This is a genomic window from Caldimonas mangrovi (assembly GCF_023721835.1).
GTDB classification, from domain to species: Bacteria; Pseudomonadota; Gammaproteobacteria; order Burkholderiales; family Burkholderiaceae_C; genus Caldimonas; species Caldimonas mangrovi.
In genome coordinates this window covers 358,382-380,521 of the sequence record NZ_JAMKFE010000002.1, presented here as the reverse complement: position 1 = coordinate 380,521, position 22,140 = coordinate 358,382, and the positions used below count along the sequence as shown (strand labels likewise).

At 67.1% G+C, this 22,140-nt stretch carries 28 protein-coding genes; 5 read left to right on the top strand and 23 right to left on the bottom strand.

The annotated features are described in order from the left end of the window. Positions 1-5: 5 nt before the first annotated feature. Both M8A51_RS04375 and M8A51_RS04370 read right to left on the bottom strand, forming a co-directional pair. Positions 6-710, bottom strand: a complete 705-nt coding sequence (locus M8A51_RS04375; protein ID WP_251776903.1) for an SCO family protein — start codon at positions 708-710, stop codon at positions 6-8. Beyond that, a complete protein-coding gene (locus M8A51_RS04370; protein WP_251776902.1) occupies positions 664-1,413 on the bottom strand; it encodes an SURF1 family protein in 750 nt (249 codons plus the stop codon). Before M8A51_RS04370 ends, M8A51_RS04375 begins: the two co-directional genes overlap by 47 nt. Before the next feature lie 31 nt (positions 1,414-1,444). On the opposite strand from M8A51_RS04370, the gene M8A51_RS04365 reads away from it, so the two are divergent. Beyond that, a complete protein-coding gene (locus M8A51_RS04365; RefSeq protein WP_251776901.1) occupies positions 1,445-1,666 on the top strand; it encodes a twin transmembrane helix small protein in 222 nt (73 codons plus the stop codon). Positions 1,667-1,760: 94 nt separating this feature from the next. Here the strand turns inward: M8A51_RS04365 and M8A51_RS04360 are convergent, their stop codons facing one another. The 8 genes from M8A51_RS04360 to M8A51_RS04325 all read right to left on the bottom strand — a co-directional run bounded on the left by M8A51_RS04360 (position 1,761) and on the right by M8A51_RS04325 (position 8,234). Then, positions 1,761-2,651, bottom strand: coding sequence for a cytochrome c oxidase subunit 3 (locus tag M8A51_RS04360; protein ID WP_251776900.1), 891 nt, complete (start codon positions 2,649-2,651; stop codon positions 1,761-1,763). 78 nt (positions 2,652-2,729) lie between these two features. Continuing rightward, positions 2,730-2,975, bottom strand: coding sequence for a DUF2970 domain-containing protein (locus tag M8A51_RS04355; RefSeq protein ID WP_251776899.1), 246 nt, complete (start codon positions 2,973-2,975; stop codon positions 2,730-2,732). Then, positions 2,972-3,592, bottom strand: a complete 621-nt coding sequence (locus tag M8A51_RS04350; RefSeq protein WP_251776898.1) for a cytochrome c oxidase assembly protein — start codon at positions 3,590-3,592, stop codon at positions 2,972-2,974. Before M8A51_RS04350 ends, M8A51_RS04355 begins: the two co-directional genes overlap by 4 nt. Positions 3,593-3,620: 28 nt before the next feature. Beyond that, a complete protein-coding gene (locus M8A51_RS04345; protein ID WP_251776897.1) occupies positions 3,621-3,734 on the bottom strand; it encodes a cytochrome oxidase small assembly protein in 114 nt (37 codons plus the stop codon). 22 nt (positions 3,735-3,756) lie between these two features. Continuing rightward, entirely contained in the window at positions 3,757-5,388 is a 1,632-nt protein-coding gene (gene ctaD / locus M8A51_RS04340; RefSeq protein ID WP_251776896.1) for a cytochrome c oxidase subunit I, read from the bottom strand. Positions 5,389-5,416: 28 nt separating this feature from the next. After that, positions 5,417-6,580, bottom strand: coding sequence for a cytochrome c oxidase subunit II (gene coxB / locus M8A51_RS04335; protein ID WP_251776895.1), 1,164 nt, complete (start codon positions 6,578-6,580; stop codon positions 5,417-5,419). A gap of 37 nt (positions 6,581-6,617) precedes the next feature. Continuing rightward, the gene (locus M8A51_RS04330; protein ID WP_251776894.1) at positions 6,618-7,088 is read right to left on the bottom strand and encodes a DUF2244 domain-containing protein; all 471 of its coding nucleotides are present in this window, start codon (positions 7,086-7,088) and stop codon (positions 6,618-6,620) included. A 267-nt stretch (positions 7,089-7,355) separates the two neighbouring features. Then, positions 7,356-8,234: a methyltransferase domain-containing protein gene (locus M8A51_RS04325; protein ID WP_251776893.1), complete on the bottom strand. Its 879-nt coding sequence runs from the start codon at positions 8,232-8,234 to the stop codon at positions 7,356-7,358. A gap of 82 nt (positions 8,235-8,316) precedes the next feature. Here M8A51_RS04325 and M8A51_RS04320 point away from each other — a divergent pair, with 82 nt between their 5' ends. Both M8A51_RS04320 and trmL read left to right on the top strand, forming a co-directional pair. Further along, positions 8,317-9,036 carry a ComF family protein gene (locus M8A51_RS04320; protein ID WP_251776892.1) on the top strand — a complete coding sequence of 240 codons (720 nt, stop codon included), beginning with the start codon at positions 8,317-8,319 and terminating at the stop codon, positions 9,034-9,036. Between the two features lie 28 nt (positions 9,037-9,064). Beyond that, positions 9,065-9,535 (top strand): tRNA (uridine(34)/cytosine(34)/5-carboxymethylaminomethyluridine(34)-2'-O)-methyltransferase TrmL, encoded by a 471-nt coding sequence (gene trmL / locus M8A51_RS04315; RefSeq protein ID WP_251776891.1) that lies wholly within the window; start codon positions 9,065-9,067, stop codon positions 9,533-9,535. Between the two features lie 15 nt (positions 9,536-9,550). On the opposite strand, the gene M8A51_RS04310 is transcribed toward trmL, so the two are convergent. The 5 genes from M8A51_RS04310 to M8A51_RS04290 form a co-directional block, all read right to left on the bottom strand. Beyond that, positions 9,551-10,522 carry a Bug family tripartite tricarboxylate transporter substrate binding protein gene (locus tag M8A51_RS04310; RefSeq protein WP_251776890.1) on the bottom strand — a complete coding sequence of 324 codons (972 nt, stop codon included), beginning with the start codon at positions 10,520-10,522 and terminating at the stop codon, positions 9,551-9,553. A gap of 36 nt (positions 10,523-10,558) precedes the next feature. Continuing rightward, positions 10,559-11,539: an NAD(P)H-dependent glycerol-3-phosphate dehydrogenase gene (locus M8A51_RS04305; RefSeq protein ID WP_251776889.1), complete on the bottom strand. Its 981-nt coding sequence runs from the start codon at positions 11,537-11,539 to the stop codon at positions 10,559-10,561. Between the two features lie 18 nt (positions 11,540-11,557). Continuing rightward, positions 11,558-12,028 carry a protein-export chaperone SecB gene (secB, locus tag M8A51_RS04300; protein WP_251776888.1) on the bottom strand — a complete coding sequence of 157 codons (471 nt, stop codon included), beginning with the start codon at positions 12,026-12,028 and terminating at the stop codon, positions 11,558-11,560. Positions 12,029-12,131: 103 nt separating this feature from the next. Then, positions 12,132-12,398: a glutaredoxin 3 gene (gene grxC / locus M8A51_RS04295; protein WP_251776887.1), complete on the bottom strand. Its 267-nt coding sequence runs from the start codon at positions 12,396-12,398 to the stop codon at positions 12,132-12,134. 16 nt (positions 12,399-12,414) lie between these two features. After that, positions 12,415-12,828, bottom strand: coding sequence for a rhodanese-like domain-containing protein (locus tag M8A51_RS04290; protein WP_251776886.1), 414 nt, complete (start codon positions 12,826-12,828; stop codon positions 12,415-12,417). Positions 12,829-12,933: 105 nt separating this feature from the next. Here M8A51_RS04290 and gpmA point away from each other — a divergent pair, with 105 nt between their 5' ends. Continuing rightward, positions 12,934-13,677 (top strand): 2,3-diphosphoglycerate-dependent phosphoglycerate mutase, encoded by a 744-nt coding sequence (gene gpmA, locus M8A51_RS04285; protein WP_251776885.1) that lies wholly within the window; start codon positions 12,934-12,936, stop codon positions 13,675-13,677. Between the two features lie 18 nt (positions 13,678-13,695). Here the strand turns inward: gpmA and M8A51_RS04280 are convergent, their stop codons facing one another. From M8A51_RS04280 to M8A51_RS04250, 7 genes are all read right to left on the bottom strand, one after another. Further along, on the bottom strand, positions 13,696-14,814 hold the full coding sequence (locus M8A51_RS04280) for an HD-GYP domain-containing protein (RefSeq protein ID WP_251776884.1): 1,119 nt from the start codon (positions 14,812-14,814) through the stop codon (positions 13,696-13,698). 138 nt (positions 14,815-14,952) lie between these two features. Further along, positions 14,953-15,672: a lysophospholipid acyltransferase family protein gene (locus tag M8A51_RS04275; protein WP_368408519.1), complete on the bottom strand. Its 720-nt coding sequence runs from the start codon at positions 15,670-15,672 to the stop codon at positions 14,953-14,955. Between the two features lie 30 nt (positions 15,673-15,702). Next, complete coding sequence (locus tag M8A51_RS04270; RefSeq protein ID WP_251776882.1) at positions 15,703-17,010, bottom strand: dihydroorotase; 1,308 nt, start codon at positions 17,008-17,010, stop codon at positions 15,703-15,705. 22 nt (positions 17,011-17,032) lie between these two features. Continuing rightward, positions 17,033-17,995: an aspartate carbamoyltransferase catalytic subunit gene (locus M8A51_RS04265; RefSeq protein WP_251776881.1), complete on the bottom strand. Its 963-nt coding sequence runs from the start codon at positions 17,993-17,995 to the stop codon at positions 17,033-17,035. Between the two features lie 26 nt (positions 17,996-18,021). Then, entirely contained in the window at positions 18,022-18,528 is a 507-nt protein-coding gene (gene pyrR, locus M8A51_RS04260) for a bifunctional pyr operon transcriptional regulator/uracil phosphoribosyltransferase PyrR (protein ID WP_251776880.1), read from the bottom strand. Continuing rightward, positions 18,525-18,941, bottom strand: coding sequence for a Holliday junction resolvase RuvX (ruvX, locus tag M8A51_RS04255; RefSeq protein WP_251776879.1), 417 nt, complete (start codon positions 18,939-18,941; stop codon positions 18,525-18,527). The genes pyrR and ruvX overlap by 4 nt, the downstream gene beginning before the upstream one ends. Further along, on the bottom strand, positions 18,938-19,513 hold the full coding sequence (locus M8A51_RS04250) for a YqgE/AlgH family protein (RefSeq protein ID WP_251776878.1): 576 nt from the start codon (positions 19,511-19,513) through the stop codon (positions 18,938-18,940). Before M8A51_RS04250 ends, ruvX begins: the two co-directional genes overlap by 4 nt. 34 nt (positions 19,514-19,547) lie before the next feature. Here M8A51_RS04250 and M8A51_RS04245 point away from each other — a divergent pair, with 34 nt between their 5' ends. Beyond that, the gene (locus M8A51_RS04245; RefSeq protein WP_251776877.1) at positions 19,548-21,026 is read left to right on the top strand and encodes a cryptochrome/photolyase family protein; all 1,479 of its coding nucleotides are present in this window, start codon (positions 19,548-19,550) and stop codon (positions 21,024-21,026) included. Between the two features lie 30 nt (positions 21,027-21,056). On the opposite strand, the gene M8A51_RS04240 is transcribed toward M8A51_RS04245, so the two are convergent. After that, a complete protein-coding gene (locus tag M8A51_RS04240; protein WP_251776876.1) occupies positions 21,057-22,091 on the bottom strand; it encodes a GGDEF domain-containing protein in 1,035 nt (344 codons plus the stop codon). Positions 22,092-22,140 lie beyond the last annotated feature (49 nt).

Sequence of the window (22,140 nt, the reverse complement as noted above, 5' to 3'; positions counted from 1 at the left end):
GTCCGTCAGCGCCCCGCGCGGTCCCAGTGCTGCGAGGCTCGCAGCAGCTTCGACAGGTCGCGCTTGATCTTCGCCGGGTCGGCGTCGGCCGGAAAACGCATCATCCAGTTGCCCATCGGGTCGACGACGTAGAGATGGTCGTCGAGCCGGTGGCCCGCGGCAGGTGCAAGCCACGATGCCAGCGCCTGTCGCGGCACGCGCAGCACCTGCGCGCCGGTGATGGCCTGCAGCACTGATGCACGCACGGCGGCGTCATCGGTGACGAACCAGACCTTGTCGAGACGGTCGCGGTCCTTGCCCAGCGTTTCGCGCAACTGACGCTGCAGGTAGAGGTTGCGCTCGCAATCCGCATCGCAGGCGCCACCGGCGACCGTGACGAGCAGCCATTGGTCCTTCAGCGACGCAGCGGGCACGGGTCGGCCCTGCAGGTCTTGCAGCGGCAGCTCGGCCATCGGCTGCGGCGGGAGGATCAGTTCACCGTAGTTCGTGCGGCCCTCGGGCCGGATCACGTAGTAGGTGAAGTACGACGCGATCACCGGCGCAGCGCAGACCAGCAGCACCAACAGCATCTTGAAGCGTCCCACGCGGGTGCGGCGATCGTCTTCCACCGCCGGCGTCGGCATGCTGTGCACCGTGAAGCTCAGCGGCTCCGGCGTCGCCGCATCAGCGCGCGCCGCGGAGCCGGGGGCGGAGGAGTTGGAACCAGACATACAAACCTGCCATCAACGCACTCATGGCGAACCACTGGAACGCATACCCATAGTGCTTGTGAACGTCCACCGCGGGCGCGGGCCACTCGCGCAGCAGGCCGTCGTCGGGCCCACCGTTCGCCACCGCGGTCTGGACGACGGAAACCGGCCACAAGGACGTGCCGATCTCCTGCTCGTAAGACGCAAGGTCGAGATTTTGCCGGATGGGGCCCGATGCTGTGCCGTCGAACTCGTATAGCTTGGCGGGCGGCGGGGCAATGCGGCCTTCCAGGCGCACGTCGCCGGCCGGCGTCGGGACCTTGGGCAGACGGGTGCGGTCCTGCACGTCGCGCGGAGCCCAGCCGCGCTGCACCAGCACCGCATCACTGCGACCGCTCAACTGCAGCGGCGTGACGACGTAGAAACCCGGCCGGCCGTTCATCTGCCGGTTGTCGAGGAAGACGGTGTGCTGCTCCACCCAGTGCCCATGCAACATCACGGGGCGGTGCAACAGGGCCGGATCGGCATCGCTGGGCCGGCTCGTCTCGTTCAGCATGACCGCCGGCAAGCGCGACCGGCTGTCGATCGCCGCCTGCAACGCTTCTTTCTGCGCCGCGCGGCCAAGCTGCCAGCGACCGAGCGAGGCAGTCACTGCGATGCCGGCGAGGGCCGCAGCGAGCACGACCCAGCGCCGCCAGGAGGAATGTGGGTGGGACTCGGACATGTGCGTCAGGGGTGCGGAGGATAATCGCCGCATGAAAATCCTTGTCGGCCTCGCCTTCGTTCTCATCATCGCGAGCCTTGCGTCAGCCCTTGTCTTCATGATGCGAGACGGCCGCAACGGCAAGCCCAAGACCAGCAACATGGTACGTGCGCTCGCGCTGCGCGTCGGGCTGTCGGTCCTGCTGTTCGTCTGCATCCTGCTGAGCTACAAGCTTGGCTGGATACAGCCCACCGGCGTGCCCATCGTCCGGTGAGTCGTGGCTCTTCCCGATAAAAGACAAACGCCGCGTCATGCGGCGTTTGTCGTTCTCGATGTGTCGTCTGCAAAGGGCGGCGTACCGCCCCCGCTCACATCCAGTAGACCAGCACGTACAAGCCCAGCCACACGACGTCGACGAAGTGCCAATACCACGCCGCACCTTCGAAGCCGAAGTGACGCTCGGGCGTGAAGTGGCCCTTCATCAGGCGCAGCGTGATGAACAACAGCATCAGCATGCCGACGAACACGTGGAAACCGTGGAAGCCGGTCAGCATGAAGAAGGTCGAGCCGTAGATGCCCGAACTCAGCTTGAGGTTGAGGTCCTGGTACGCATGGGCGTACTCATAGCCCTGCACGAACAGGAAGGTGATGCCCAGCAGCACCGTGATCCACATGAAGGCGATGGTCTTGGCGCGATGGCCCTCGCGCAGCGCGTGGTGGGCGATCGTCAGCGTGATGCCCGACGTCAGCAGCAGCGCGGTGTTGATCGTCGGCAGCGGCCAGGGGCCCATGATCTGGAACGGCTCGACGATGCCGGCCGGCGACGCGGTGGCACCGGTGCCCGGCGCGGAGCTGGGCCAGATGGCCTTGAAGTCGGGCCACAGCAGCTGGTTCTCCAGGTCGCCGAGCACGGGCAGCGTGTACAGGCGCGACCAGAACAGCGCGCCGAAGAAGGCGCCGAAGAACATCACTTCGGAGAAGATGAACCAGGCCATGCTCCAGCGGAACGACACGTCGATGCGGTCGCTGTAGAGGCCGCCCTCGCTTTCGCGGATCGCCTCACCGAACCACTGGTACAGCACGAAGGCCCACCACAGCAGGCCGAACAGCAGCGAGTAGGCGCCCCAGCCGTGGCCGTTGATCCACTGGCCTGCGCCCAGAATCACGAAGAACAGGCCGATCGCGGCCATGACCGGGTGCCGCGAGGGCCCGGGCACAAAGTAGTAAGGCGTGCTGCCTTGATGCGTCGCTGCCGACATGTTTTCTCCTAATGAACCTGACTCTTGTCTGTCTTGAGATGCTCGCGGGCACACCGCCCTGCCGCTCGCTTCAACAAATCAACCTGCCACGCCGCTGCCGATCACCCATCGCACCAGCAGGATCAACACCACGACGAAGACCGCTGCGCCGAGGATGCCCGCGATGATCACGTGCACCGGATTCAACTGACTCACGTCCTTCTCGTACTCGGACGACTTGCGCACGCCAAAGAAGGACCACGCCACCGCCTTCATCGTCTGCAGGAACGAGCCCTTACGCGCCACCACGGACTTCAGCTCGGCTTCGGGACGGTGGCCGCTCATGTGCGTGGCTCCTGCGTCCCGGCCTTTGCGGCGTTCTGGCCCTCGGGTGCAGGCGGCACCTTGCCGCCAACCTCGAAGAAGGTGTACGACAGCGTGATCGTCGTCACGTCGCGCGGCAGCTTTGGGTCGATGACGAACACCACCGGCCATTGCTTGGATTCGCCCGGCTTGAGCGTGTGCTCGCTGAAACAGAAGCACTCCAGCTTGTTGAAGTGCGATGTGGCCTGCTTGGGCGCATAGCTGGGAATCGCCTGCGCGGCCATCGTGCGGTCCTGCACGTTGCGGAACTCGTACATCACGGTGGCGAGCTCGCCGGGGTGCACCGTCACCGAGCGCGTCGCCGGCTTGAAATCCCACGGCCCACGGGCATTCGCGTCGAACTCGACCGTGATGGTGCGCGAGGTGTCGACCTGCGTGTTGGGCGAGGCCCGGTGCGACATGCCCGGGATCAGGCGCTCGCTCAGCGAGAGCACGTTGATGCCGAGCGCGTTGCAGATCGCCTCGTACATCGGCACGAGCGCATAGCCGAAGCCGAACATCATCGCGACGACGACGAGCAGCTTGCCCAGCATGCGGCGGTTGTCGCGTCGTTCACTCGGTGCGGCAGGTGTGCTCATGGTGTGACCGTACTGCGCAAAGGCCCGATCAACCGCCGAAGAAGGCCATGCGCACGATGAACCCGACGAAGAACGCGGCCACGACCGACGCCAGGATCAGCGCCAGCCGCAGGTTCTGCTTCTTCTTGTCGGGAGTCGTCATGGCAGGCCTTTCGCGGCGATCTTCAGCCGATGACCTTGGTGGCGCTGGCGTTCAGCTTGGGCGGATTTTCATAGGTATGGAAGGGCGCCGGCGACGGCACTTCCCACTCCAGGCCTTCCGAGCCCTCCCAGGGCTGCTGCGGCGCCTTCTGGCCCTGACCACGCATCGCCGGCAGCACGATGAAGACGAAGAAGTACACCTGCATCAGGCCGAAGCCCAGGGCGCCGACGCTGGCCAGCGCGTTGAAGTCGGTGAACTGCATCGGATAGTCGGCATAGCGGCGGGGCATGCCGGCCAGCCCGAGGAAGTGCATCGGGAAGAAGGTGACGTTGAAGGTGATCAACGAACCCCAGAAATGGATCTTGCCGCGGGTTTCGCTGTACATGACGCCGGTCCATTTAGGAGCCCAGTAGTAGTAGCCGGCGAACAGCGCGTACAGCGAGCCCGCCACCAGCACGTAGTGGAAATGCGCCACGACGTAGTAGGTGTCCTGCAGCTGGATGTCAACCGGCGCCACCGACAGGATCAGGCCGGTGAAGCCGCCCATCGTGAACACGAAGATGAAGCCGACCGCGAACAGCATCGGCGTCTCGAAGGTCATCGAGCCGCGCCACATCGTGGCAATCCAGTTGAAGATCTTCACGCCGGTCGGCACCGCGATCAGCATCGTTGCGTACATGAAGAACAGCTGGCCGGTCACCGGCATGCCGGTCGTGAACATGTGGTGCGCCCACACGATGAACGACAGGATGGCGATCGAGGCGGTCGCGTACACCATCGACGTGTAGCCGAACAGGCGCTTGCGCGCGAACGCCGGCACGATGTGGCTGACGATGCCGAAGGCCGGCAGGATCATGATGTAGACCTCGGGGTGGCCGAAGAACCAAAAGATGTGCTGGTACATCACCGGGTCGCCGCCGCCGGCCGGGTTGAAGAAGCTGGTGCCGAAGTGGCGGTCGGTCAGCGTCATCGTGATCGCGCCCGCGAGCACCGGCATCACCGCGATCAGCAGGTAGGCGGTGATCAGCCAGGTCCAGGCGAACATCGGCATCTTCATCAGCGTCATGCCGGGGGCGCGCATGTTGAGAATGGTGACGATGATGTTGATCGAGCCCATGATCGACGAGGCACCCATGATGTGCATCGCGAAGATGCCGGCGTCCATCGAGGGGCCCATCTGCAGCGTCAGCGGCGCATAGAGCGTCCAGCCGGCCGCCGGGGCGCCGCCGGGCATGAAGAACGACGCCACCAGCATGACGGCAGCGGGGATCAGCAGCCAGAAGCTGAAGTTGTTCATCCGCGCGAACGCCATGTCGGACGCGCCGATCTGCAGCGGGATCATCCAGTTCGCGAAGCCGACGAAGGCCGGCATGATCGCGCCGAACACCATGATCAGCCCGTGCATCGTGGTGAACTGGTTGAACAGCTGCGGGTTGACGATCTGCAGTCCGGGCTGGAACAGCTCGGCCCGGATCAGCAGCGCGAGGACGCCGCCGACCATCAGCATCGTGAAGCTGAACAGCAGGTACAGCGTACCGATGTCCTTGTGGTTGGTTGCAAAGACCCAGCGACGCCACCCGTGCGGATGGTCGTGCGCATGATCGTGGGCATGGTCGCCCGCAGCGTGACCGTGGGGGTCGAGAACTGCGCTCATCGTCGGTTCCTTTCGAATACTGCTTGCGTCACTGGCGGGCGGCCACGACTTCGGACGGTTGAACGATCTGGCCCGTCTTGTTAGACCAGGCGTTCTTCGTGTAGGTGATCACCGCAGCGATCTCGGTGTCGGACAGCTGCTTCCACGGCGGCATCGCGCCGTTGGCTGCGCCGTGCAGCACGATCCGGAGCTGCTTGGCCTTGTCGGCGTCGAGCACGATCGGCGAGCCGACCAGCGGCTTGATCGGGCCGGCGCCGGTGCCGTCGGGCTTGTGGCAGGCCGCACAGTTGGCGGCGTAGACCTTTTCGCCGCGGGCGGCCAGAGCGTCGAGTTCCCAAACCTTGCTCGGGTCGTCGGCCTTGGCGGCGATTTCCTTCTTCTTGGTCTCGACCCAGGCCGCATAGTCCTGCTGCGACAGCACCTTCACGTGGATCGGCATGTAGGCGTGCTCCTTGCCGCACAGCTCGGCGCACTGGCCGTAGTAGTCACCGACCTTCTCGGCGCGGAACCAGGTGTCGCGCACGAAGCCGGGAATCGCGTCCTGCTTGACGCCGAACGCCGGCACCATCCAGGCGTGGATCACGTCATTGGCGGTGGTGACGACGCGGATCTTGCGATCGACCGGCACGACCACCGGATTGTCGACCTTCAGCAGGTAATCGTCGCCGACCGGCTGGCCGGCATCGGAGGCTTGCCGCTGGGCGGTGTCGAGCGTCGAGACGAAGGAAATGCCCTCGCCCTCGCCCTTCAAGTAGTCGTAGCCCCATTTCCACTGGTAGCCGGTCGCCTTGATCGTGATGTCGGCGTTGGTGGTGTCCTTCATCGCGACGACCGCCTTGGTGGCGGGCAGCGCCATGCCGATCACGATCAGGAAGGGCACGATCGTCCACGCGATCTCGACCTTCACGCTCTCGTGGAAGTTGGCCGGCTTGGCGCCCTTGGACTTGCGGTGCTTGATGATCGAATAGAACATCACGCCGAACACCGCGACGAAGATCGCCCCGCAGATCCACAGCATCATGTAGTGCAGGTACTGCTGCTCCTCGGCGATCCGCGTGACCGGCGGATGCATGTCGAGCTGACGCACCGCGGGGCCGCCCGGCAGATCGTTGACGGCCATCGCACAGGTGGTGGCAAGCGCCGCGCCCAACCCGAGGCTCGCCTGCCCCACCTTGTGCCAAAGAGCTTTCATGGTCTTCATCGTGGTCACTTCAGTTTTCAAACTCTCTTCACCGGCGCTGCGCTGACCACCCTTCGTCACGAAGGACGGCAGCGTCGCGCAGCGCGGTGCGCAATTCTTCGGCCAGGCGAGCGCGCAGTCCGGGCCTCACGTGCTGCCCGATCTCCACGCTCGTTCCGCGCGCCGACAACACGATCAGCGCCTCCGCATGGTCCGGGCACTCGACCCTCACCCGGCGGGGGTCGAACTCGACCCGCTCGGTCCTGCTGCCGTCGCAACGCTCCACCACCAGGCGGCCCGATTGCAGAGCGACGCGCTCGCGGTCGCCAGCATGGCGCGCATAGAGCAGCATCGCCGCGGCCACCCCGAGCAGTTCGACCCAGGCAAAGAACATCACCACCCTGGCGCCGTGCGCCCAGAAGTAGGAGGCAATGCCGAAGGACACCACGCACAGAGAGGCGTACACCGCCATCAACTGCCGCGGAGAAATGGAGCAGTTGCGCTTGAGGACCCACTCCACGCCCCACTGCGTGCCCGACTCGCAGTCGCCCTGCCGGACGACCTGCCCGAACCGCAAAGGGCCAGGCACGGGCATGGGTGAAGCGACGGTCGCCACGGTGCTACTGCTCCAGTCACCTGGGCCGGACAAGTCCGAGGCTGTAACGACTGCGGAACCTACCCAACCAAACCGAAGGATTTTAGCGCAGCGCAAAGACCCGTCACAACCGGCCTTGACGAAGATCAGAAGCGTCTCGTGTGCAGTCTTCGGCGAATGGCTTGCAGCCGCTCACCGCGGCCGTTGCGATGAGCGCACCATCGCCCGCATGTCGGCCAGCGGCACACGTGTCTCGCCGCCGGCGGACGCACGTGGAGCGCCCTTGAATGCATGGCCGTAGACGATCTCGAAGCTGATCGCGACGCGTGATGCACCGGCCGCCAATTGCTCGAGCAGCGCTGCCTTCCAGCGCGGTGTGCGCAGCCCGGCGTGCCGCCCGGGATGGGTGTTGCGCCCGAGCGTGCGCAACTCGGCCAGCGCCTGCTCCGGCGTCTCCCAGGTCAGCGTGATGTGCTCCATGTCCATCACCGGGTCGGCGAAGCCGGCCTGCACCATCATGTCGCCGAGGTCGTGCATGTCGACGAACTCGGCGCCAGCCGGACCGTGGCCGTGACGTGCATGCAGCGTACGCAGTTCCTGCACGGTGTCCGGCCCGAAGCACGAGAACATCAGGAACCCGTCGACCGCGAGCGCCTGGTGCCAGCGGGCGATCATCTGCGCGGGGTCGGCGGCCCAATGCAGCACCATGTTGGCCCACAACAGCTCGGCTGCGGCGGCACCGGCTTGCGGCTCGGCCAGCGCAGACGGCCCCTTGGCCCAGTGCGACGGCGACCACCAGGGTCGGCGCTGCGCGGCGATCCACGCGTCGCGCGCTGCGTCGGTGGGCTCGACTGCAGTGAGTTCCGCCTGCGGATAGTGCTCGCGCAACAGCTCGCGACTCGCCGAGCGCGAACTCCACCAGTCGAGCACATGCCGTGGACGCGCCTTCATGATCTCCAGCCGCCCGGACATGCGGCGCGCGACTTCGCCGTGCAGCCACGGCGCCTCGGCGCCCGAGCGCCACCATGCGGCTGTGGCAACGGGGTCGAAGATGCGGGAGGAAGTCGGCATGGGCCCCGCAGTATATTGAGCGCACGGCCGCCCTGTGGGCGACGGGTGCAGGAACGGCCCGGGCCTCCCTTCACGGAGAACTATGTTCACGAGCCTGCTGAACCCCTCGGCACTGCTGAAGTCGCTGCCCAGCCTCTGCGCCGTGTGCCTCACCTGGCAGGCGCAACGCGTGTGCCCTGCCTGCATTGCGCGCTTCGCGCCGAAGGTGCAACGCTGCCTGCGTTGCGCAGCCCGCGTGCCCGATGGCATGTCGACCTGCGGTGCTTGCCTGAGGCGCCCACCGCCCTTCATGCTCGCGGTGGCGGCAGCCGACCACCACTATCCCTGGAGCCGGCTGGTCGCCGACCTCAAGTTCCACGCCGGGCTCGACCTCGTCGAGCCGTTGGCGCAGCGGCTGTTCGCCGCGCTGCAAGGTCGTGCCGGCAACCCGGTATCGCCGGATCTGATATTGCCCGTGCCGTTGTCCCGCGCCCGACTGGCCGAGCGCGGCTACAACCAGGCCTGGGAGCTGAGCCGCTGGCTGGCGCGCAGGCTGGGTCTGCCGGCACATGCCGACTGGCTGCTGCGGCTGCGAGACACGGCGCACCAGATCGATCTGTCGCTGCCGCAGCGGCAGAGCAACCTGCGCGGGGCCTTCGCGGTCCAGCCGCGAAGGCTCGGTGCGCTGCGCGGTCGGCAGGTGGCGATCGTCGACGACGTGATGACCACTGGCGCGACCGCCGGCGAGCTGGCGCGCACGCTGCTGCAGGCGGGCGCTGCCGGGGTTCAGGTGTGGGTCGTCACCCGCACTCCGCTCGATTGAACGACTCATACGCCGATAATCGCGGGCCATGTTCCGCATCGTGCTCGTTGAACCAGAGATTCCGCCCAACACGGGCAACGTGATCCGCCTGGCGGCCAACACCGGCTGCGAGCTGCATCTCGTCGAGCCGCTGGGCTTTTCGATGGAAGACCGGCTGATGCGGCGTGCCGGTCTGGACTATCACGAGTACGCCGACGTGCGGCGCCACCCCTCGTGGGCTGCCTTCGTCGAGGCGCAGCACCCCGATCCGCAACGCCTGTTCGCATTCACGACGCAGGGCAGCCGGCCCTTTGCACAAGTGGCATGGCAGCCGGGCGACTGGCTGGTGTTCGGCTCGGAGACGCGTGGGCTCGCGCCAGACCTGCGTGCTTCGTTCCCGGCCGTGCAGCGCGTGCGCCTGCCGATGCGCCCGGGGCAGCGCAGCCTCAATCTCTCGAACACCGTGGCGGTGGTAGTGTTCGAGGCGTGGCGGCAGAACGGCTATGCAGGCGGCGGGTAGGGCCCGGGTCCCGGCTCACTCCGGCTGAACCCCGGCGGCCTTGATCACCCGGCCCCAGCTCTCGCGCTCGTTTTTCATCAGGTTCGCCAACGCCTCAGGCGCGGTTCCGGCCGCGCTAAAGTACTGCGCGAGCATCCTGCCGCGCACCTCGTCGCTCTTGATGATGCGCACCAGCTCGGTACTGAGCCGGTCGATGACCGGCTTCGGCGTGCCGGCCGGGGCCAGCACCGCCTGCCATGAAATGGCCTCGAAGCCGGCGTGGCCCAGCTCGGCGAAGGTCGGCATCTCCGGCAGTGCGGCGCTGCGGCCGAGCGTCGTGACACCGAGCGCCTTGAGCTTGCCGGCTCGTACCTGCCCCATCGCGATGCCGGGCACCATGAAACCGGCCTGCACCTGGCCCGCGAGGATCGCGTTGACCACCTGCGGAAAGCCCTGGTACGGCACGTGGACCAGGTCGATGCCAGCGCGGGCCTTGAACAGCTCCATCGCGAGATGCGAAGCACTGCCGTTGCCGACCGAGCCGTAGTTGAGCTGGCCGCGGCGCTCTTTCGCGACGCGCACGAAATCAGCCAGGGTCTCGACGCCGAGCTGCGGCGACACCACCAGCACATTGGGGCTGGTGGCGACCAGCGACACCGGCACCAGTTCTTTCGCGGGGTCGTAGGGCAGGCTCTTGCTGAGCAGCGGCGCCGTCACCAGCGGCCCCTGGATCGTGAACAGCAAGGTGTAGCCGTCGGCCGGTGCCTTGGCGACCTGCCCGGTACCGATGTTGCCGCCTGCCCCGGGGCGGTTCTCGACCACGATGGACTGTCCGAGCGACGCAGCGAGCGGTTCGGCGATCACGCGCGCGATCAGGTCCGGCGACGTCCCCGGCGGGAACGGCACGACCAGCTTGATCGTGCGCGCCGGCCACGCCTGCGCCACCGCGGGCCAGCAGATCACCGCAGAGCCGGCGGCGGCCCTCTTCAACAGCTCACGACGTTGCATCGAAGTCTCCTTGTGTCCTTGCGTTGTGCGTCGAGCTCACCACTCCGAGCGCGCGCTGCGACCCATCAGATACTCCAGGCCTTGCCGAGCCGTGAAGCGGCCGTCGAGCACCTGCACGACCGCCTCGGTGATCGGCATCTCGACCGCCCACTCACGTGCACGCTGCAGCACCGTCGGTGCGCTGTAGACGCCCTCGGCGACATGGCCGAGCTCGGTCAGGATCTGCGACAGGGATTGCCCGCCGGCCAGCTTCAACCCGACCTGCCGGTTGCGCGACAGGTCACCGGTGGCGGTGAGCACCAGGTCACCGAGGCCGCTCAGGCCCATGAAGGTTTCGGCGCGCGCGCCGAGCGCAAGGCCCAGGCGGGTCATCTCGGCCAGGCCACGCGTGATCAGCGCGGCACGTGCGTTGAGGCCAAGCCCCATGCCGTCGGCGATGCCGGTTGCGATCGCGAGGACGTTCTTGACCGCTCCACCCACCTCGACACCGGCCGGGTCGGCCGACGTGTAGACGCGCAGCGAGTCGCTGTGAAAGGCCTGCACGGCCGCTTCGGCAAGCGCCGCATCGGTGGTCGCAGCCACCAGTGCCGTCGGCAGCCCGCGGGCCACTTCGACGGCAAAACTGGGCCCGGACAGCACGCCTGCACGCGCGCCCGGCTGCACTTCCCGCGCGACCTCGTGGCCCAGCAAGCCGGTGCGCGCCTCGAAACCCTTGCACAGCCACCAGACGCTTGCATGCTCCGGGACGCTCGCGAGCATCTCGCGCAGCGCAGCCATCGGCGTGGCGATCACGAGCAGGCCATCGCGCGCGTGTGCCAGCGCGGCGCCGAAATCGGGGGTCACCTGCAAGGCCTCGGGCAACCCGGCCTCGGGCAGGTAGCGCTCGTTGCGGCGCAAGGCCCGCATGTGCGCAGCCTGCTCGGGATCCCGCGCCCACAGCATGGTGGGGTGCCGCGACGCCGTGCTGGCGGCGAGCGCCGTCCCCCAGGCGCCGGCCCCCAGAACGGTGATGTTCATCGGGGCAACCGGCGCAGATCAGGCGTTGGTGATGATCGGCGAACCACCGTTGCCGCCCTGCTGCTGTTGCTGCTGGGCTTCGTACATCGCCTGGAAGTTGACTTCGGCCAGATGCACCGGCGGGAACCCGGCGCGCGAGACCATGTCGGCGACCACGGCGCGCAGGTAGGGGTAGACGATCTGCGGGCAGGCGATGCCGATGATCGGGTTCATCTGGTCTTCGGGGATGTTGCGGATCTCGAAGATGCCGGCCTGCTTGGCCTCGACCAGGAACAGGGTCTTGTCCTTGACCTTGGTGTGCACGGTTGCCACCACGCAGACTTCGAACACGCCGTCGGCCACCGGCTGGGCTTCGAGGCCCAGGTTGATGTCGACCTGGGGCTGCTCCTGCTCCAGCAGGATCTGCGGCGAGTTGGGCTGCTCGAGCGACAAGTCCTTCACATAGACGCGCTGGATCTGGAACACGGGGTTGTTGTCTTGATCGGCCATGGTGTGAACGTCTTCCTCAAACGAAAAAGCCCGCAACCGAAGTGGTGCGGGCTGCAATCGCGCATTATGTCCGAGCCGCGCGATGGCTCGGCGCGCCTCGTTCTCAGGAGGCCTGACCTTCGAGAAGCGGCGTCAGCGCGCCGCGTTGGTCGAGCGCGATCAGGTCGTCGCAACCGCCGACATGCGTGTCGCCGATGAAGATCTGCGGCACCGTGCGCCGGCCGGTCATGTTCATCATCGCTTCGCGCTGCACCGGGTCGAGGTCGACGCGGATCTCCTCGATCTCGGCGACACCGCGCTGCTTCAGCAGCATCTTGGCGCGTTGGCAGTAGGGGCAGACCAGCGTGGTGTACATCTTCACGGCTTGCATGCGGCAGTCCTCATTTTCAGGCGGCCGATTTCTCGATCGGCAGATTGGCCTCGCGCCACGACGCAACGCCGCCGGTCAGCGGCACCGCTTTCTCGTAGCCCAGTTTGCGCAGCGTAGCGGCCGCACGGGACGCGCGCGCGCCGGTCGGGCAAACCAGGACGATGGGCAGGGACTTGTTGGACGGCAGCTCCTTGGAGTTCTCCAGGCTGCCGAAAGGGACGTTGCGAGAACCGGCGACATGGCCGGCCGCATATTCGGCCGGGTCGCTGACGTCGACGACGACGCCTTTCTCGCGGTTGATGAGATGCACCGCCTGCGCAACGCTGATGCTGCCACCGCGGCCGCCACGCGCGACCATCGGCCACACCAGCAGGCCTCCGGAGACGAAAGCGGCGAGGATGAGGATCCAGTTGTCGATGAAGAATTTCACTGAGAAAGCCCGAACGATTGTTGAGGGTCTGTAACGGCCGCGGATTATAGAATTCCGGGCTTTTGGGCGGGCCCTCGCACCCCTACACACCTCAGGAGGTCTTCGATGTACAAGCTCGTGCTCATCCGTCATGGTGAGTCCACCTGGAACCTGGAGAACCGTTTCACGGGCTGGACCGACGTCGATCTGACGCCCACCGGCGTCGAGCAGGCCAAGGAGGCCGGTCGCGTCCTGAAGGCCGAAGGCTACGACTTCGACGTGGCGTACACCTCGGTGCTGAAACGTGCGGTCTGGACGCTGTGGCACGTGCTCGACCAGATGGACCGCACCTGGCTGCCTGTGGTGAATTCATGGCGCCTGAACGAGCGTCACTACGGCGCGCTGCAGGGCCTCAACAAGGCCGAGACCGCGAAGCAGTACGGCGACGAGCAGGTGCTGGTCTGGCGCCGCAGTTACGACACGCCACCGCCTGCGCTCGATGCGAACGACCCGCGCGGCCAGCGCCAGGACATCCGCTACGCGAAGCTCGCGCCTTCGGACATCCCGTTGACGGAATGCCTGAAGGACACCGTGGCACGCGTGCTGCCGTACTGGAACGAGACGATCGCGCCGGCCATCAAGTCGGGCCAGCGGCTGGTGATCGCCGCGCACGGCAACAGCATCCGCGCGCTGGTGAAATATCTCGACAACATCTCCGACAGCGACATCGTCGGGCTGAACATTCCCAACGGCATCCCGCTGGTGTACGAACTCGACGCCGACCTGAAGCCGATCAGGCACTACTACCTGGGCGACGCGGAAGCGGCGGCAAAGGCGGCTGCCGCGGTGGCGAACCAGGGCAAGGCCTGACGGCGTTTCGATGCATCCTCAGAGCGGCTTGAAGCCATAGAGCTTCTCCGCCGGCAAGCGCACCAGCACGTCCTTGTCGGGCACGATCCCGACGATCGCAAACTCTCGCTGCGACGTGTCGCGACGCACCGGGTCGACCAGTGCGTCGCTGGTGCGGTTGGTCAGACAGGCCACCAGTGGAGCACTCGCGTTGGCCCCGCGGCGCACCACGACGGCAGTCTCGCCGGACTGCAGCTTCACGAAACAGCCCGGCGGATAGATCCCGAACTCCTTGATCAGCGCGGCGGCCAGTGCGTCGCCCTGGCCCTCGATGAACAGCTCGCGCGCGGCGTGATTGGCCGGCAGTGCCGGCCGGCCGGCACGTGCGCTGATCCGGGCCGTGAAGACGTCGGCCTGGTGCAGCAAGCGGGCCGGCTCCGACACCTCCTGCAAGGCCAGCGGATAGCCGGCGCCGCTCGGCTGTTCGTGGTGTTCACCGACTGCGCGCAGCCACTCGGCATCGTCGACGCCGGCCGCCCTGAGCATCTCCACCCCGGCCATCGGGTGGCCCTGCACCAGCGCGCGCTGGCTTTCGGTCAAGGGCAGCGCCTGCGCGGCGAGCCGGCCCTGCAGATCGATCATCGCGATGTTCATGGTCAGTGCGGCTCGCACGAGCGTCGAGATGCGCGCTTCATCCCAGCCGAGGCGCTGCGCCATCAGCAGACTCACCAGCGCCGCATGCACCGAGTGGGTGACGCCGTAGAGCGCGTGCCGATTCGGGTCCTGTCGCAGGATCAGGTAGATGCCGATGTCGGCGTCCTGGCGCGCGAGGGTGACGAGTTGCCGCGCCAGCTCGGCGATGCGGTCTGGAAACCTGGGTTCGCTGGACGACGAGCGCAATACGTGTGCGAGCCGCAAGGACAGGTGTTCCCACAGGCCGAACGGGTTCTCGCTGGGGGTGTCGGCCTCGCGCCGGCGTGCGGCCTTCATCTCTTCTTCGTCGACGAAGGCGCCGCGTGTGAGCAGCGTGGCCAGTTGGCCGGGGTCGGTCAGCACCTGGCCTCTCGCCAGCAGGAGCTTGCCGTGCGCATCGCGGATGCCCCAGGGCAGAGGAATCCCCAAACGCACCTGGTCCTGGACCAGCTGGAGCAGTTGCATGCCGCCTCCTTCCCCGCTTGTGCGGAGTCGAACTGCGTGACCTCCCCAGGACACCCTCCCTGACCGGATTTCGGCAGACGGCAGAAAAACTTGAACGCCGAGGCCCGCAAGTGAGCGCCGGCTGCGCCCCGGGGCCTGTCAGTGCAGTGTCGACAGATGGGCGGCAATGCGGTCGGCCAGGCCCTGCGCGAGTGCACGCCGGTCGGCATGCCGGGTGCCTTCGGCCGGCAGGAAGCCGACACGCACCTGCAGCGAACGAGCACACACGACCCACCACAGCGATTGCACCAGGCTGGTATCGCCGACATAGGCGGCCGCCCGGCTCACGGCATGATCGGCGTCGCTGTAGCGCAGTGCGATCGGTTGCACCGGCGCTTCGGTCGCGATGGCCGCCTGCAGGATGTTGGCGTGAAACGGCAGCAAGGCGGTGCCGTCGGACGTGGTGCCCTCGGGAAACACCGCGACCGTGTCGCCGGCACGCAGTGCATCGGCCACCTGGTGCACCACACGCATCGCATCGCGCCGCCGCTCACGCTCGATGTAGAGCGTATCGGCCGCCGACACCAGCCGGTGGATCAGCGGCCAGCGCTTCACCTCGGCCTTGGACACGAAGCGCGCGGGCGACACGGCGTTGATCGCGACGATGTCCAGCCAGGAGATGTGATTGGCGACATAAAGCTTCGCACCGGGACGCGGCGTGCCGCCGACGATGAGTTCGATGTCCAGTAGGCGCAGCAGCTTCAGCGACCACCAGCGCACCCGTTCGCGCCGCGCCGGGGCGTCGAGCCGATCGAAGCGCAGCAGGACGATGGCAAGCCCGTGCAGCACGTGCAACACCAGCCGGACGAGCCGCACCATCGCGCGCATCGCTTTGCGTCCGGTGAATCGTCAGGCCGTCGGCAGCTCGGACTCGTAGGCCACCTGCCCGGCCACCACGGTGCAGCGCACGCGGCCTGGCAGTTCGTAGCCGGTGAACGGGGTGTGGCGGCCTTGGCTCTTCAGTTGTGCAGGCTCGACCCGCCAGGTTGCTTCCGGGTCGAACAGGCACAGGTCGGCCAAGCCTCCCTCGACCAGGCGCCCAGTGCTGGACGCCAGCGATCCGATCGCGTCGCCTAGCACGCGCACCGGCTCGCTCGTGACCACCGCCAACGGCCGCATCAGGCCGGCGCCGGTGTCCCGGCCCCACTTCAGCGCCAGGCTCAGCAGCAGTTCGAGCCCGGTCGCACCCGGCTCGGCTTCACCGAAAGGCAGCGTCTTGGCGTCTTCGTCGACCGGCGTGTGGTCGCTGGTCAGCGCATCGATGGTGCCGTCGGCCAGCGCGGCGCGAATCGCATCGCGGTCGCGCTGCTGGCGCAGCGGCGGCGTCAGCCGCATCGCTGCATTGAAGTAGCCGATGTCGACATCGGTCAGGTGCAGGTGGTTGACGCTGACGTCACAGGTGACGGGCAGCCCCTGGTCCTTCGCTGCGCGCACCAGCGCCAGACCCGCGGCGCTGCTGAGCCGGCACAGGTGCACGCGTGCGCCGATGGTGCGCACCAGTTCGAAGATCGTGTGCAGCGCGATGGTCTCGGCGATGACGGGCACGCCCGACAGGCCCAGCCGTGTCGCGACCGCTCCGCTCGCCGCCACCCCCTTGCCGAGGTGCGCGTCCTGCGGGCGCAGCCAGACGGTGTAGCCGAAACTTGCGGCGTACTGCAGCGCGCGCTGCAGCACCAGCGTGTTCTCGAGCGCCACGTCGGCCTGCGAGAAGCCGACACAGCCGGCTTCCGTCAGCTCGGCCATCTCGGTGAGCGCCTCGCCGGCCAGGCCGCGCGTCAGCGCGCCTAGCGGGTACAGCCGCGACTGGTTGAGGTTGCGCGCCCGGAACTTCAGCATCTCGACCAGGCCCGGTTCGTCGAGGGGCGGATCGGTGTCGGGCGGGCACACCAGGCTGGTCACGCCACCGGCAACCGCAGCCGCCATTTCACTTTCGAGCATACCTTCGTGCTCATGGCCCGGCTCACGCAGCCGCACCGACAGGTCGACCAGCCCAGGGGCGACGACCAGGCCGCCCGCGTCTATCACGCGGTCTGCGCCGAAGTCGGCGCTGACGCTGCCGAGCGAGACGATACGGCCGGCAGCGATGGCGACGTCGCCGACGCGGTCCAGAGTGGAGGCCGGATCGATCAGGCGGCCGTTCTTGATGAGGATCTTCATGTGTTGCTGCCCCGTGCTTCGGTCAGGCCTCGTTGCCGGCGATGATGGACATCACCGCCATGCGCACCGCGATGCCGAACGTCACTTGCGGCAGGATGACGCTCTGCTTGCCGTCGGCCACGGCCGAGTCGATCTCGACGCCGCGGTTGATCGGGCCGGGGTGCATCACGATGGCGTCGGGCTTGGCGTGGGCCAGTTTCTCGGGCGTGAGGCCGAAGTTCTTGAAGAATTCACCGGCCGACGGCAGCAGCGCGCCGCTCATGCGCTCGTTCTGCAGCCGCAGCATGATCACCACGTCGGCGTCGCGGATGCCTTCCTTCATGTCGTGGCACACGCGCACGCCCATCTCCTTCAGGTCGCCGGGCACCAGCGTCTTGGGGCCGACCACGCGCACCTCGGCCACGCCGAGGGTGGTCAGCGCATGGATGTCGGAGCGCGCCACGCGCGAATGCACGATGTCGCCGACGATCGCGACGGTCAGCCCGGTGAAGTCCTTCTTGTAGTGGCGGATCGTGTACATGTCGAGCAGCCCTTGGGTCGGGTGCGCGTGGCGGCCGTCGCCGGCATTCACGACATGCACGTGTGGCGCGCAGTGCTGCGCGATCAGGTACGGCGCGCCCGACTCGCTGTGACGCACGACAAACATATCGGCGTGCATGGCCGACAGGTTGGCGATGGTGTCGAGCAGGCTTTCGCCCTTGGCGGTCGACGAGCGCGCGATGTCGAGGTTGAGCACGTCGGCCGACAGGCGCTTGGCGGCAATCTCGAAGGTGGTGCGCGTGCGGGTGCTGTTCTCGAAGAACAGGTTGAACACGCTCTTGCCGCGCAAGAGGGGCACCTTCTTGACCTCCCGATCGTTGACGCTCAGGAAGGTCTCGGCGGTGTCGAGGATGTGGTGGATCACCTGCCGCGGCAGGCCCTCGATCGACAGCAGGTGGATCAGCTCGCCGTTCTTGTTGAGCTGCGGGTTGCGCTTGTAGAGCATGACGGCCTCTTGGGGGACTTTTGTTCTCAGAGTGACAGCGCCTTGACGTCGAAGCTGAAGCGGCCCTGCTCGTCACGCGCGAGCGACAGCCGCTGCGTCGGCGGCAGCGACACGCGTGCGGCCGAGAAGGCCGGTTGGATCGGCAGTTCGCGCCCGCCGCGGTCGACCAGCACCGCGAGCGTCACGCTGGCGGGGCGGCCGAAGTCGAACAGCTCGTTGAGCACCGCCCGCGTCGTGCGGCCGGTGTAGAGCACATCGTCGATCAGCAAAATGTGGCGGTCCTTCACGTCGAACGGCAATCTGGTGTGATCGGCGCCGCCGGACAGCCCGCGCGACCCGAAGTCGTCGCGGTGCAAGGCGCTGGAGATCACGCCGTGCTCGCCGGGCAGCGCCAGATCGCGCTGCAACCGCTCCGACAGCCAGGCTCCCCCGGACCAGATGCCGACCAGCACGCTGTCCGGCCGCAACAGGCCGTGCACGCCGGTTTTCAGGTCGAGGTAGATCGCTTCGGCGTCGAGATGCAAGGTGCTCATGTCGGTGTCGTCCGCAGGTACTGTTCGAGGATGATGCAGGCTGCAGCCGCGTCGGCATCGCGCACGCCGGCCGCCTGCGCTTCGGTGGTGGTGTAGCGCTCGTCGACCTCGTGCACCGGCAGCCGAAAGCGGCCGTGCAGCTGACGCGCAAAGCGACGCGCGCGTACGGTGTTCTCGTGTGCGCCCCCGTCCGGGTGGAAGGGCACGCCCACCACCAATGCGTCGGGCTGCCATTCGTCGATCAGCCGGCCGATCGCCGCGAAGCGGGCGTCACCCTCGGCCGCGACCGTGCGCAGCGGCTGGGCGGTGCCCGTCAGCGAGTTGCCCGATGCGACACCCACACGCTTGAGCCCGAAATCGAAAGCGAGAAAGCTGCGGGGACGGTCGGGCGAGTCGGCACCGGCCGGGCTCATGCGTGCCCCGCCTCCTGCATCAGCATGCTGGGGTGGATGCCGAGCAGCGATAGCGCGCGCTCGTAGCGCCGCTCGATCGGCGTGTCGAAGATCACCTCGGGTGCGGCCGAGACGTTCAGCCAGCCGTTGCGGGCGATCTCGTCTTCGAGCTGGCCGGCGCTCCAGCCGCTGTAGCCCAGCGTCACCAGCACCTTCCTGGGACCCGCGCCGTTGGACAGTGCTTCCAGCACGTCCTTGCTGGTGGTCATCTCCAGCCCGCCGGGGATCGCCAGCGAAGAGTTGTAGTGGCTTCCCACCGGCTCATGCAGCACGAAGCCGCGCTCCGTTTGTACCGGGCCGCCGAAGAACACGGGCGTCTCGGCCAGGTCTTCGCGGTCGAGCGTCAACTCGACCTTCTCGAACAGGTTGCGCAGCTTGATGTCGATCGGCTTGTTGATGACCAGCCCGAGGGCGCCTTTGTCGGTGTGTTCGCACAGGTAGACCACGGCGCCGGCAAAGGTATCGTCCGCCATGCCGGGCATGGCGATCAGGAACTGGTTGGTCAGGTTGATGCTGGCGGGGTCGGCGGCCATGCGCGGATTCTATTCCTCTGCGAACATGCGCCCCATGGAGAAAATCCTGGACTCGGCGCTGGTCTGGTTCCGCCGCGATCTGCGGGCGCACGATCATGCTGCGCTGTACCACGCCCTGAAGGGCGCCCGGCGCGTCTGGTGCGCCTTCGTGTTCGACACCGATATCCTCGACCCGCTGCCGCGGGCCGACCGACGCGTCGAGTTCATCCGCGACAGCGTGGTCGAACTGGACGAAACGCTGCGCCACCTGGGCGAGCAGCACGGCCGCGCCGATGTGGGGCTGGTCGTGCTGCACGGCAAGGCGACCGAATGGATCCCGCGTCTGGCGGTGGATCTGCATGTGCAGGCCGTCTACGCGAACCACGACCACGAGCCCGCCTCCCATGCGCGCGACGCCAAAGTGCGCGGCCTGCTCGCCGACGTGGGCGTGATGCTGCACACGGCCAAGGACATCGTCGTCTTCGAGGCCGACGAGGTGATGACGGTCGCCGGCACCGCGTATGGCGTGTTCACGCCCTACAAGAACGCCTGGTTGAAGCAACTGGCGCCCTTTTACTTGAAACCCTATCCGGTGGCGCGCTACGCCGACGCACTGGCGCCCCGGCCGGCCCAGCACCGCCGGGGTGTGCCGCCGCTGCGCGACCTGGGCTTCGAGCCGACCAACCTGCATCAACTGAAGGTGCCGATCGGCACACGCGGCGGGTACGAGTTGCTGGACGACTTCCTCGAGCGGATCGACCGCTACCACGAGACCCGCGACTTCCCGGCGGTGAAGGGGCCGAGCTATTTATCGGTGCACCTGCGGTTCGGCACGCTGTCGATCCGTGAAGTGGCCCAGCTCGCATGGGAGCGCAGCAGCGCCGGCTCGCGCGGTGCGCAGACCTGGCTGTCGGAATTGGTGTGGCGCGACTTCTACCATCAGATCCTGCACCACCATCCACGTGTCGTGGGGCACAGCTGGCGGCCCGAGTACGATGCCCTGCGCTGGGAGCACGGCAAACACGCCGAGCGCCTGTTCTCGGCCTGGTGCGAGGGCCGGACCGGCTTTCCCCTCGTCGACGCCGCGATGGCCCAGATCAACCAGACCGGTTACATGCACAACCGGCTGCGCATGATCACCGCCAGCTTTCTCGTCAAGGACCTCGGCATCGATTGGCGCTGGGGCGAGCGCTATTTCGCCGAAAAGCTGAACGACTACGACCTGGCCGCCAACAACGGCGGCTGGCAGTGGGCCGCGTCGACCGGCTGCGACGCGCAGCCGTACTTCCGCATCTTCAATCCCGTCGCGCAAAGCCGAAAGTTCGATCCTGAGGGCCGTTTCATCCGACGCTACCTGCCGCAACTGGCGAAGCTGCCCGACACGGCGCTGCACGCGCCCTGGCTCGCCAAGCCCGTGGAACTGGAGGCGGCCGGCCTGCACCTGGGAGCGGACTACCCGGAGCCCATCGTCTCGCACAACGACGCACGGCAGCGCACGCTGCAACGGTTCGCGGCCGTGAAGCGGACGCGCTGAAACTGGGGCTGCCTCGCCTCGCGAGCACGCTCAGAACAGCTCGATGTCGCCGATCTTGGTCGAATCTTTCAGCAGCCCCTGGCGCACCAGTTCACCGTGTCCGCAGACGCGGTTGCGGCCGTTCTGCTTGGCGAAATAGACCGCCTGATCGGCACGCTCGAAAGCGGCGCTGGGAGCGTCGCCCGGCAGCACCTCGGTGAAGCCCACGCTGGCAGTGACCTTCCCGACCTGTGGAAAGACGTAGTTCTCCATGTTCAGGCGCAAACGCTCGAAGGCGTGGGACGCGTCTTCCTCGCTGGCGCAGCGCAACAACACGACAAATTCTTCCCCGCCGAAACGGTAGAGCCGGTCCTGGAAACGGAAGGTGCTGCGCAGGATGCGCGCGACCAGCAGCAGCACCTCGTCGCCGATCAGGTGGCCGAAACGGTCGTTGACGAGCTTGAAGTGGTCGATGTCGACGACGCCGAGCCAGTGACGCGCCGACGACGCGTCGTGCCGGCGCTCGTCGCTGCTGCCCTGCGCCGGTCCGGCGGGCCGCAGCGCGGTCTTCAGGAACGCTTCGTCGAAGGTCTTGCGATTCAGCAGGCCGGTGAGCGTATCGCGCTCGCTGTAGTCGAGCAGCCCATGGAAGTTGCGATAGATGCGCAGGATGCTGTTGACCATGCGCTGGGTCCCGGCCCCCACCGGCGCTTCGGTGCGCACTTCGATGACGCCGATCGCCTCGCCCTCGGCCAGCAGGGGAAACAGCGTGATGCGCTCGCCGTCGTCGGTCTCGCCGCACACCACCGCCTGCGCGCCGATGCAATCGCTGCGCAGCGTGGCCGTGTCGCGAGGTGGTAGATCTTCGAACGCCACCCACGGCGGGTCGGATACCGCGGTCACCTGCTGGTCCTCCAGCCGGGCGCGCAGCAGCCAACGAGATTGATCGCCCTCGCCGACCAGTTTCCAGACCGCCACCTCGAGCGGATGGAGCAGGTCCATCAGCGCGTGGGCAAGTGTCACGTCCAGCAGGTCGCGATCACGGTAGCCCGTGAGGGCGGCAAGGTGGTCGATGGCCTTGGGCATGGCAGTGTCGAGGTCTGAGCGCGTCGAGGCCTGGCGACACCGGAGGCGG

What these genes read in the sequence shown, in the direction of transcription:
- M8A51_RS04375 (WP_251776903.1), bottom strand. Translation starts at nt 710, where the DNA reads ATGTCTGGTTCCAACTCCTCCGCCCCCGGCTCCGCGGCGCGCGCTGAT.
- M8A51_RS04370 (WP_251776902.1), bottom strand. Translation starts at nt 1,413, where the DNA reads ATGTCCGAGTCCCACCCACATTCCTCCTGGCGGCGCTGGGTCGTGCTC.
- M8A51_RS04365 (WP_251776901.1), top strand. Translation starts at nt 1,445, where the DNA reads ATGAAAATCCTTGTCGGCCTCGCCTTCGTTCTCATCATCGCGAGCCTT.
- M8A51_RS04360 (WP_251776900.1), bottom strand. Translation starts at nt 2,651, where the DNA reads ATGTCGGCAGCGACGCATCAAGGCAGCACGCCTTACTACTTTGTGCCC.
- M8A51_RS04355 (WP_251776899.1), bottom strand. Translation starts at nt 2,975, where the DNA reads ATGAGCGGCCACCGTCCCGAAGCCGAGCTGAAGTCCGTGGTGGCGCGT.
- M8A51_RS04350 (WP_251776898.1), bottom strand. Translation starts at nt 3,592, where the DNA reads ATGAGCACACCTGCCGCACCGAGTGAACGACGCGACAACCGCCGCATG.
- M8A51_RS04345 (WP_251776897.1), bottom strand. Translation starts at nt 3,734, where the DNA reads ATGACGACTCCCGACAAGAAGAAGCAGAACCTGCGGCTGGCGCTGATC.
- ctaD (WP_251776896.1), bottom strand. Translation starts at nt 5,388, where the DNA reads ATGAGCGCAGTTCTCGACCCCCACGGTCACGCTGCGGGCGACCATGCC.
- coxB (WP_251776895.1), bottom strand. Translation starts at nt 6,580, where the DNA reads ATGAAAGCTCTTTGGCACAAGGTGGGGCAGGCGAGCCTCGGGTTGGGC.
- M8A51_RS04325 (WP_251776893.1), bottom strand. Translation starts at nt 8,234, where the DNA reads ATGCCGACTTCCTCCCGCATCTTCGACCCCGTTGCCACAGCCGCATGG.
- M8A51_RS04320 (WP_251776892.1), top strand. Translation starts at nt 8,317, where the DNA reads ATGTTCACGAGCCTGCTGAACCCCTCGGCACTGCTGAAGTCGCTGCCC.
- trmL (WP_251776891.1), top strand. Translation starts at nt 9,065, where the DNA reads ATGTTCCGCATCGTGCTCGTTGAACCAGAGATTCCGCCCAACACGGGC.
- M8A51_RS04310 (WP_251776890.1), bottom strand. Translation starts at nt 10,522, where the DNA reads ATGCAACGTCGTGAGCTGTTGAAGAGGGCCGCCGCCGGCTCTGCGGTG.
- M8A51_RS04305 (WP_251776889.1), bottom strand. Translation starts at nt 11,539, where the DNA reads ATGAACATCACCGTTCTGGGGGCCGGCGCCTGGGGGACGGCGCTCGCC.
- secB (WP_251776888.1), bottom strand. Translation starts at nt 12,028, where the DNA reads ATGGCCGATCAAGACAACAACCCCGTGTTCCAGATCCAGCGCGTCTAT.
- grxC (WP_251776887.1), bottom strand. Translation starts at nt 12,398, where the DNA reads ATGCAAGCCGTGAAGATGTACACCACGCTGGTCTGCCCCTACTGCCAA.
- gpmA (WP_251776885.1), top strand. Translation starts at nt 12,934, where the DNA reads ATGTACAAGCTCGTGCTCATCCGTCATGGTGAGTCCACCTGGAACCTG.
- M8A51_RS04280 (WP_251776884.1), bottom strand. Translation starts at nt 14,814, where the DNA reads ATGCAACTGCTCCAGCTGGTCCAGGACCAGGTGCGTTTGGGGATTCCT.
- M8A51_RS04275 (WP_368408519.1), bottom strand. Translation starts at nt 15,672, where the DNA reads ATGGTGCGGCTCGTCCGGCTGGTGTTGCACGTGCTGCACGGGCTTGCC.
- M8A51_RS04270 (WP_251776882.1), bottom strand. Translation starts at nt 17,010, where the DNA reads ATGAAGATCCTCATCAAGAACGGCCGCCTGATCGATCCGGCCTCCACT.
- M8A51_RS04265 (WP_251776881.1), bottom strand. Translation starts at nt 17,995, where the DNA reads ATGCTCTACAAGCGCAACCCGCAGCTCAACAAGAACGGCGAGCTGATC.
- pyrR (WP_251776880.1), bottom strand. Translation starts at nt 18,528, where the DNA reads ATGAGCACCTTGCATCTCGACGCCGAAGCGATCTACCTCGACCTGAAA.
- ruvX (WP_251776879.1), bottom strand. Translation starts at nt 18,941, where the DNA reads ATGAGCCCGGCCGGTGCCGACTCGCCCGACCGTCCCCGCAGCTTTCTC.
- M8A51_RS04250 (WP_251776878.1), bottom strand. Translation starts at nt 19,513, where the DNA reads ATGGCCGCCGACCCCGCCAGCATCAACCTGACCAACCAGTTCCTGATC.
- M8A51_RS04245 (WP_251776877.1), top strand. Translation starts at nt 19,548, where the DNA reads ATGGAGAAAATCCTGGACTCGGCGCTGGTCTGGTTCCGCCGCGATCTG.
- M8A51_RS04240 (WP_251776876.1), bottom strand. Translation starts at nt 22,091, where the DNA reads ATGCCCAAGGCCATCGACCACCTTGCCGCCCTCACGGGCTACCGTGAT.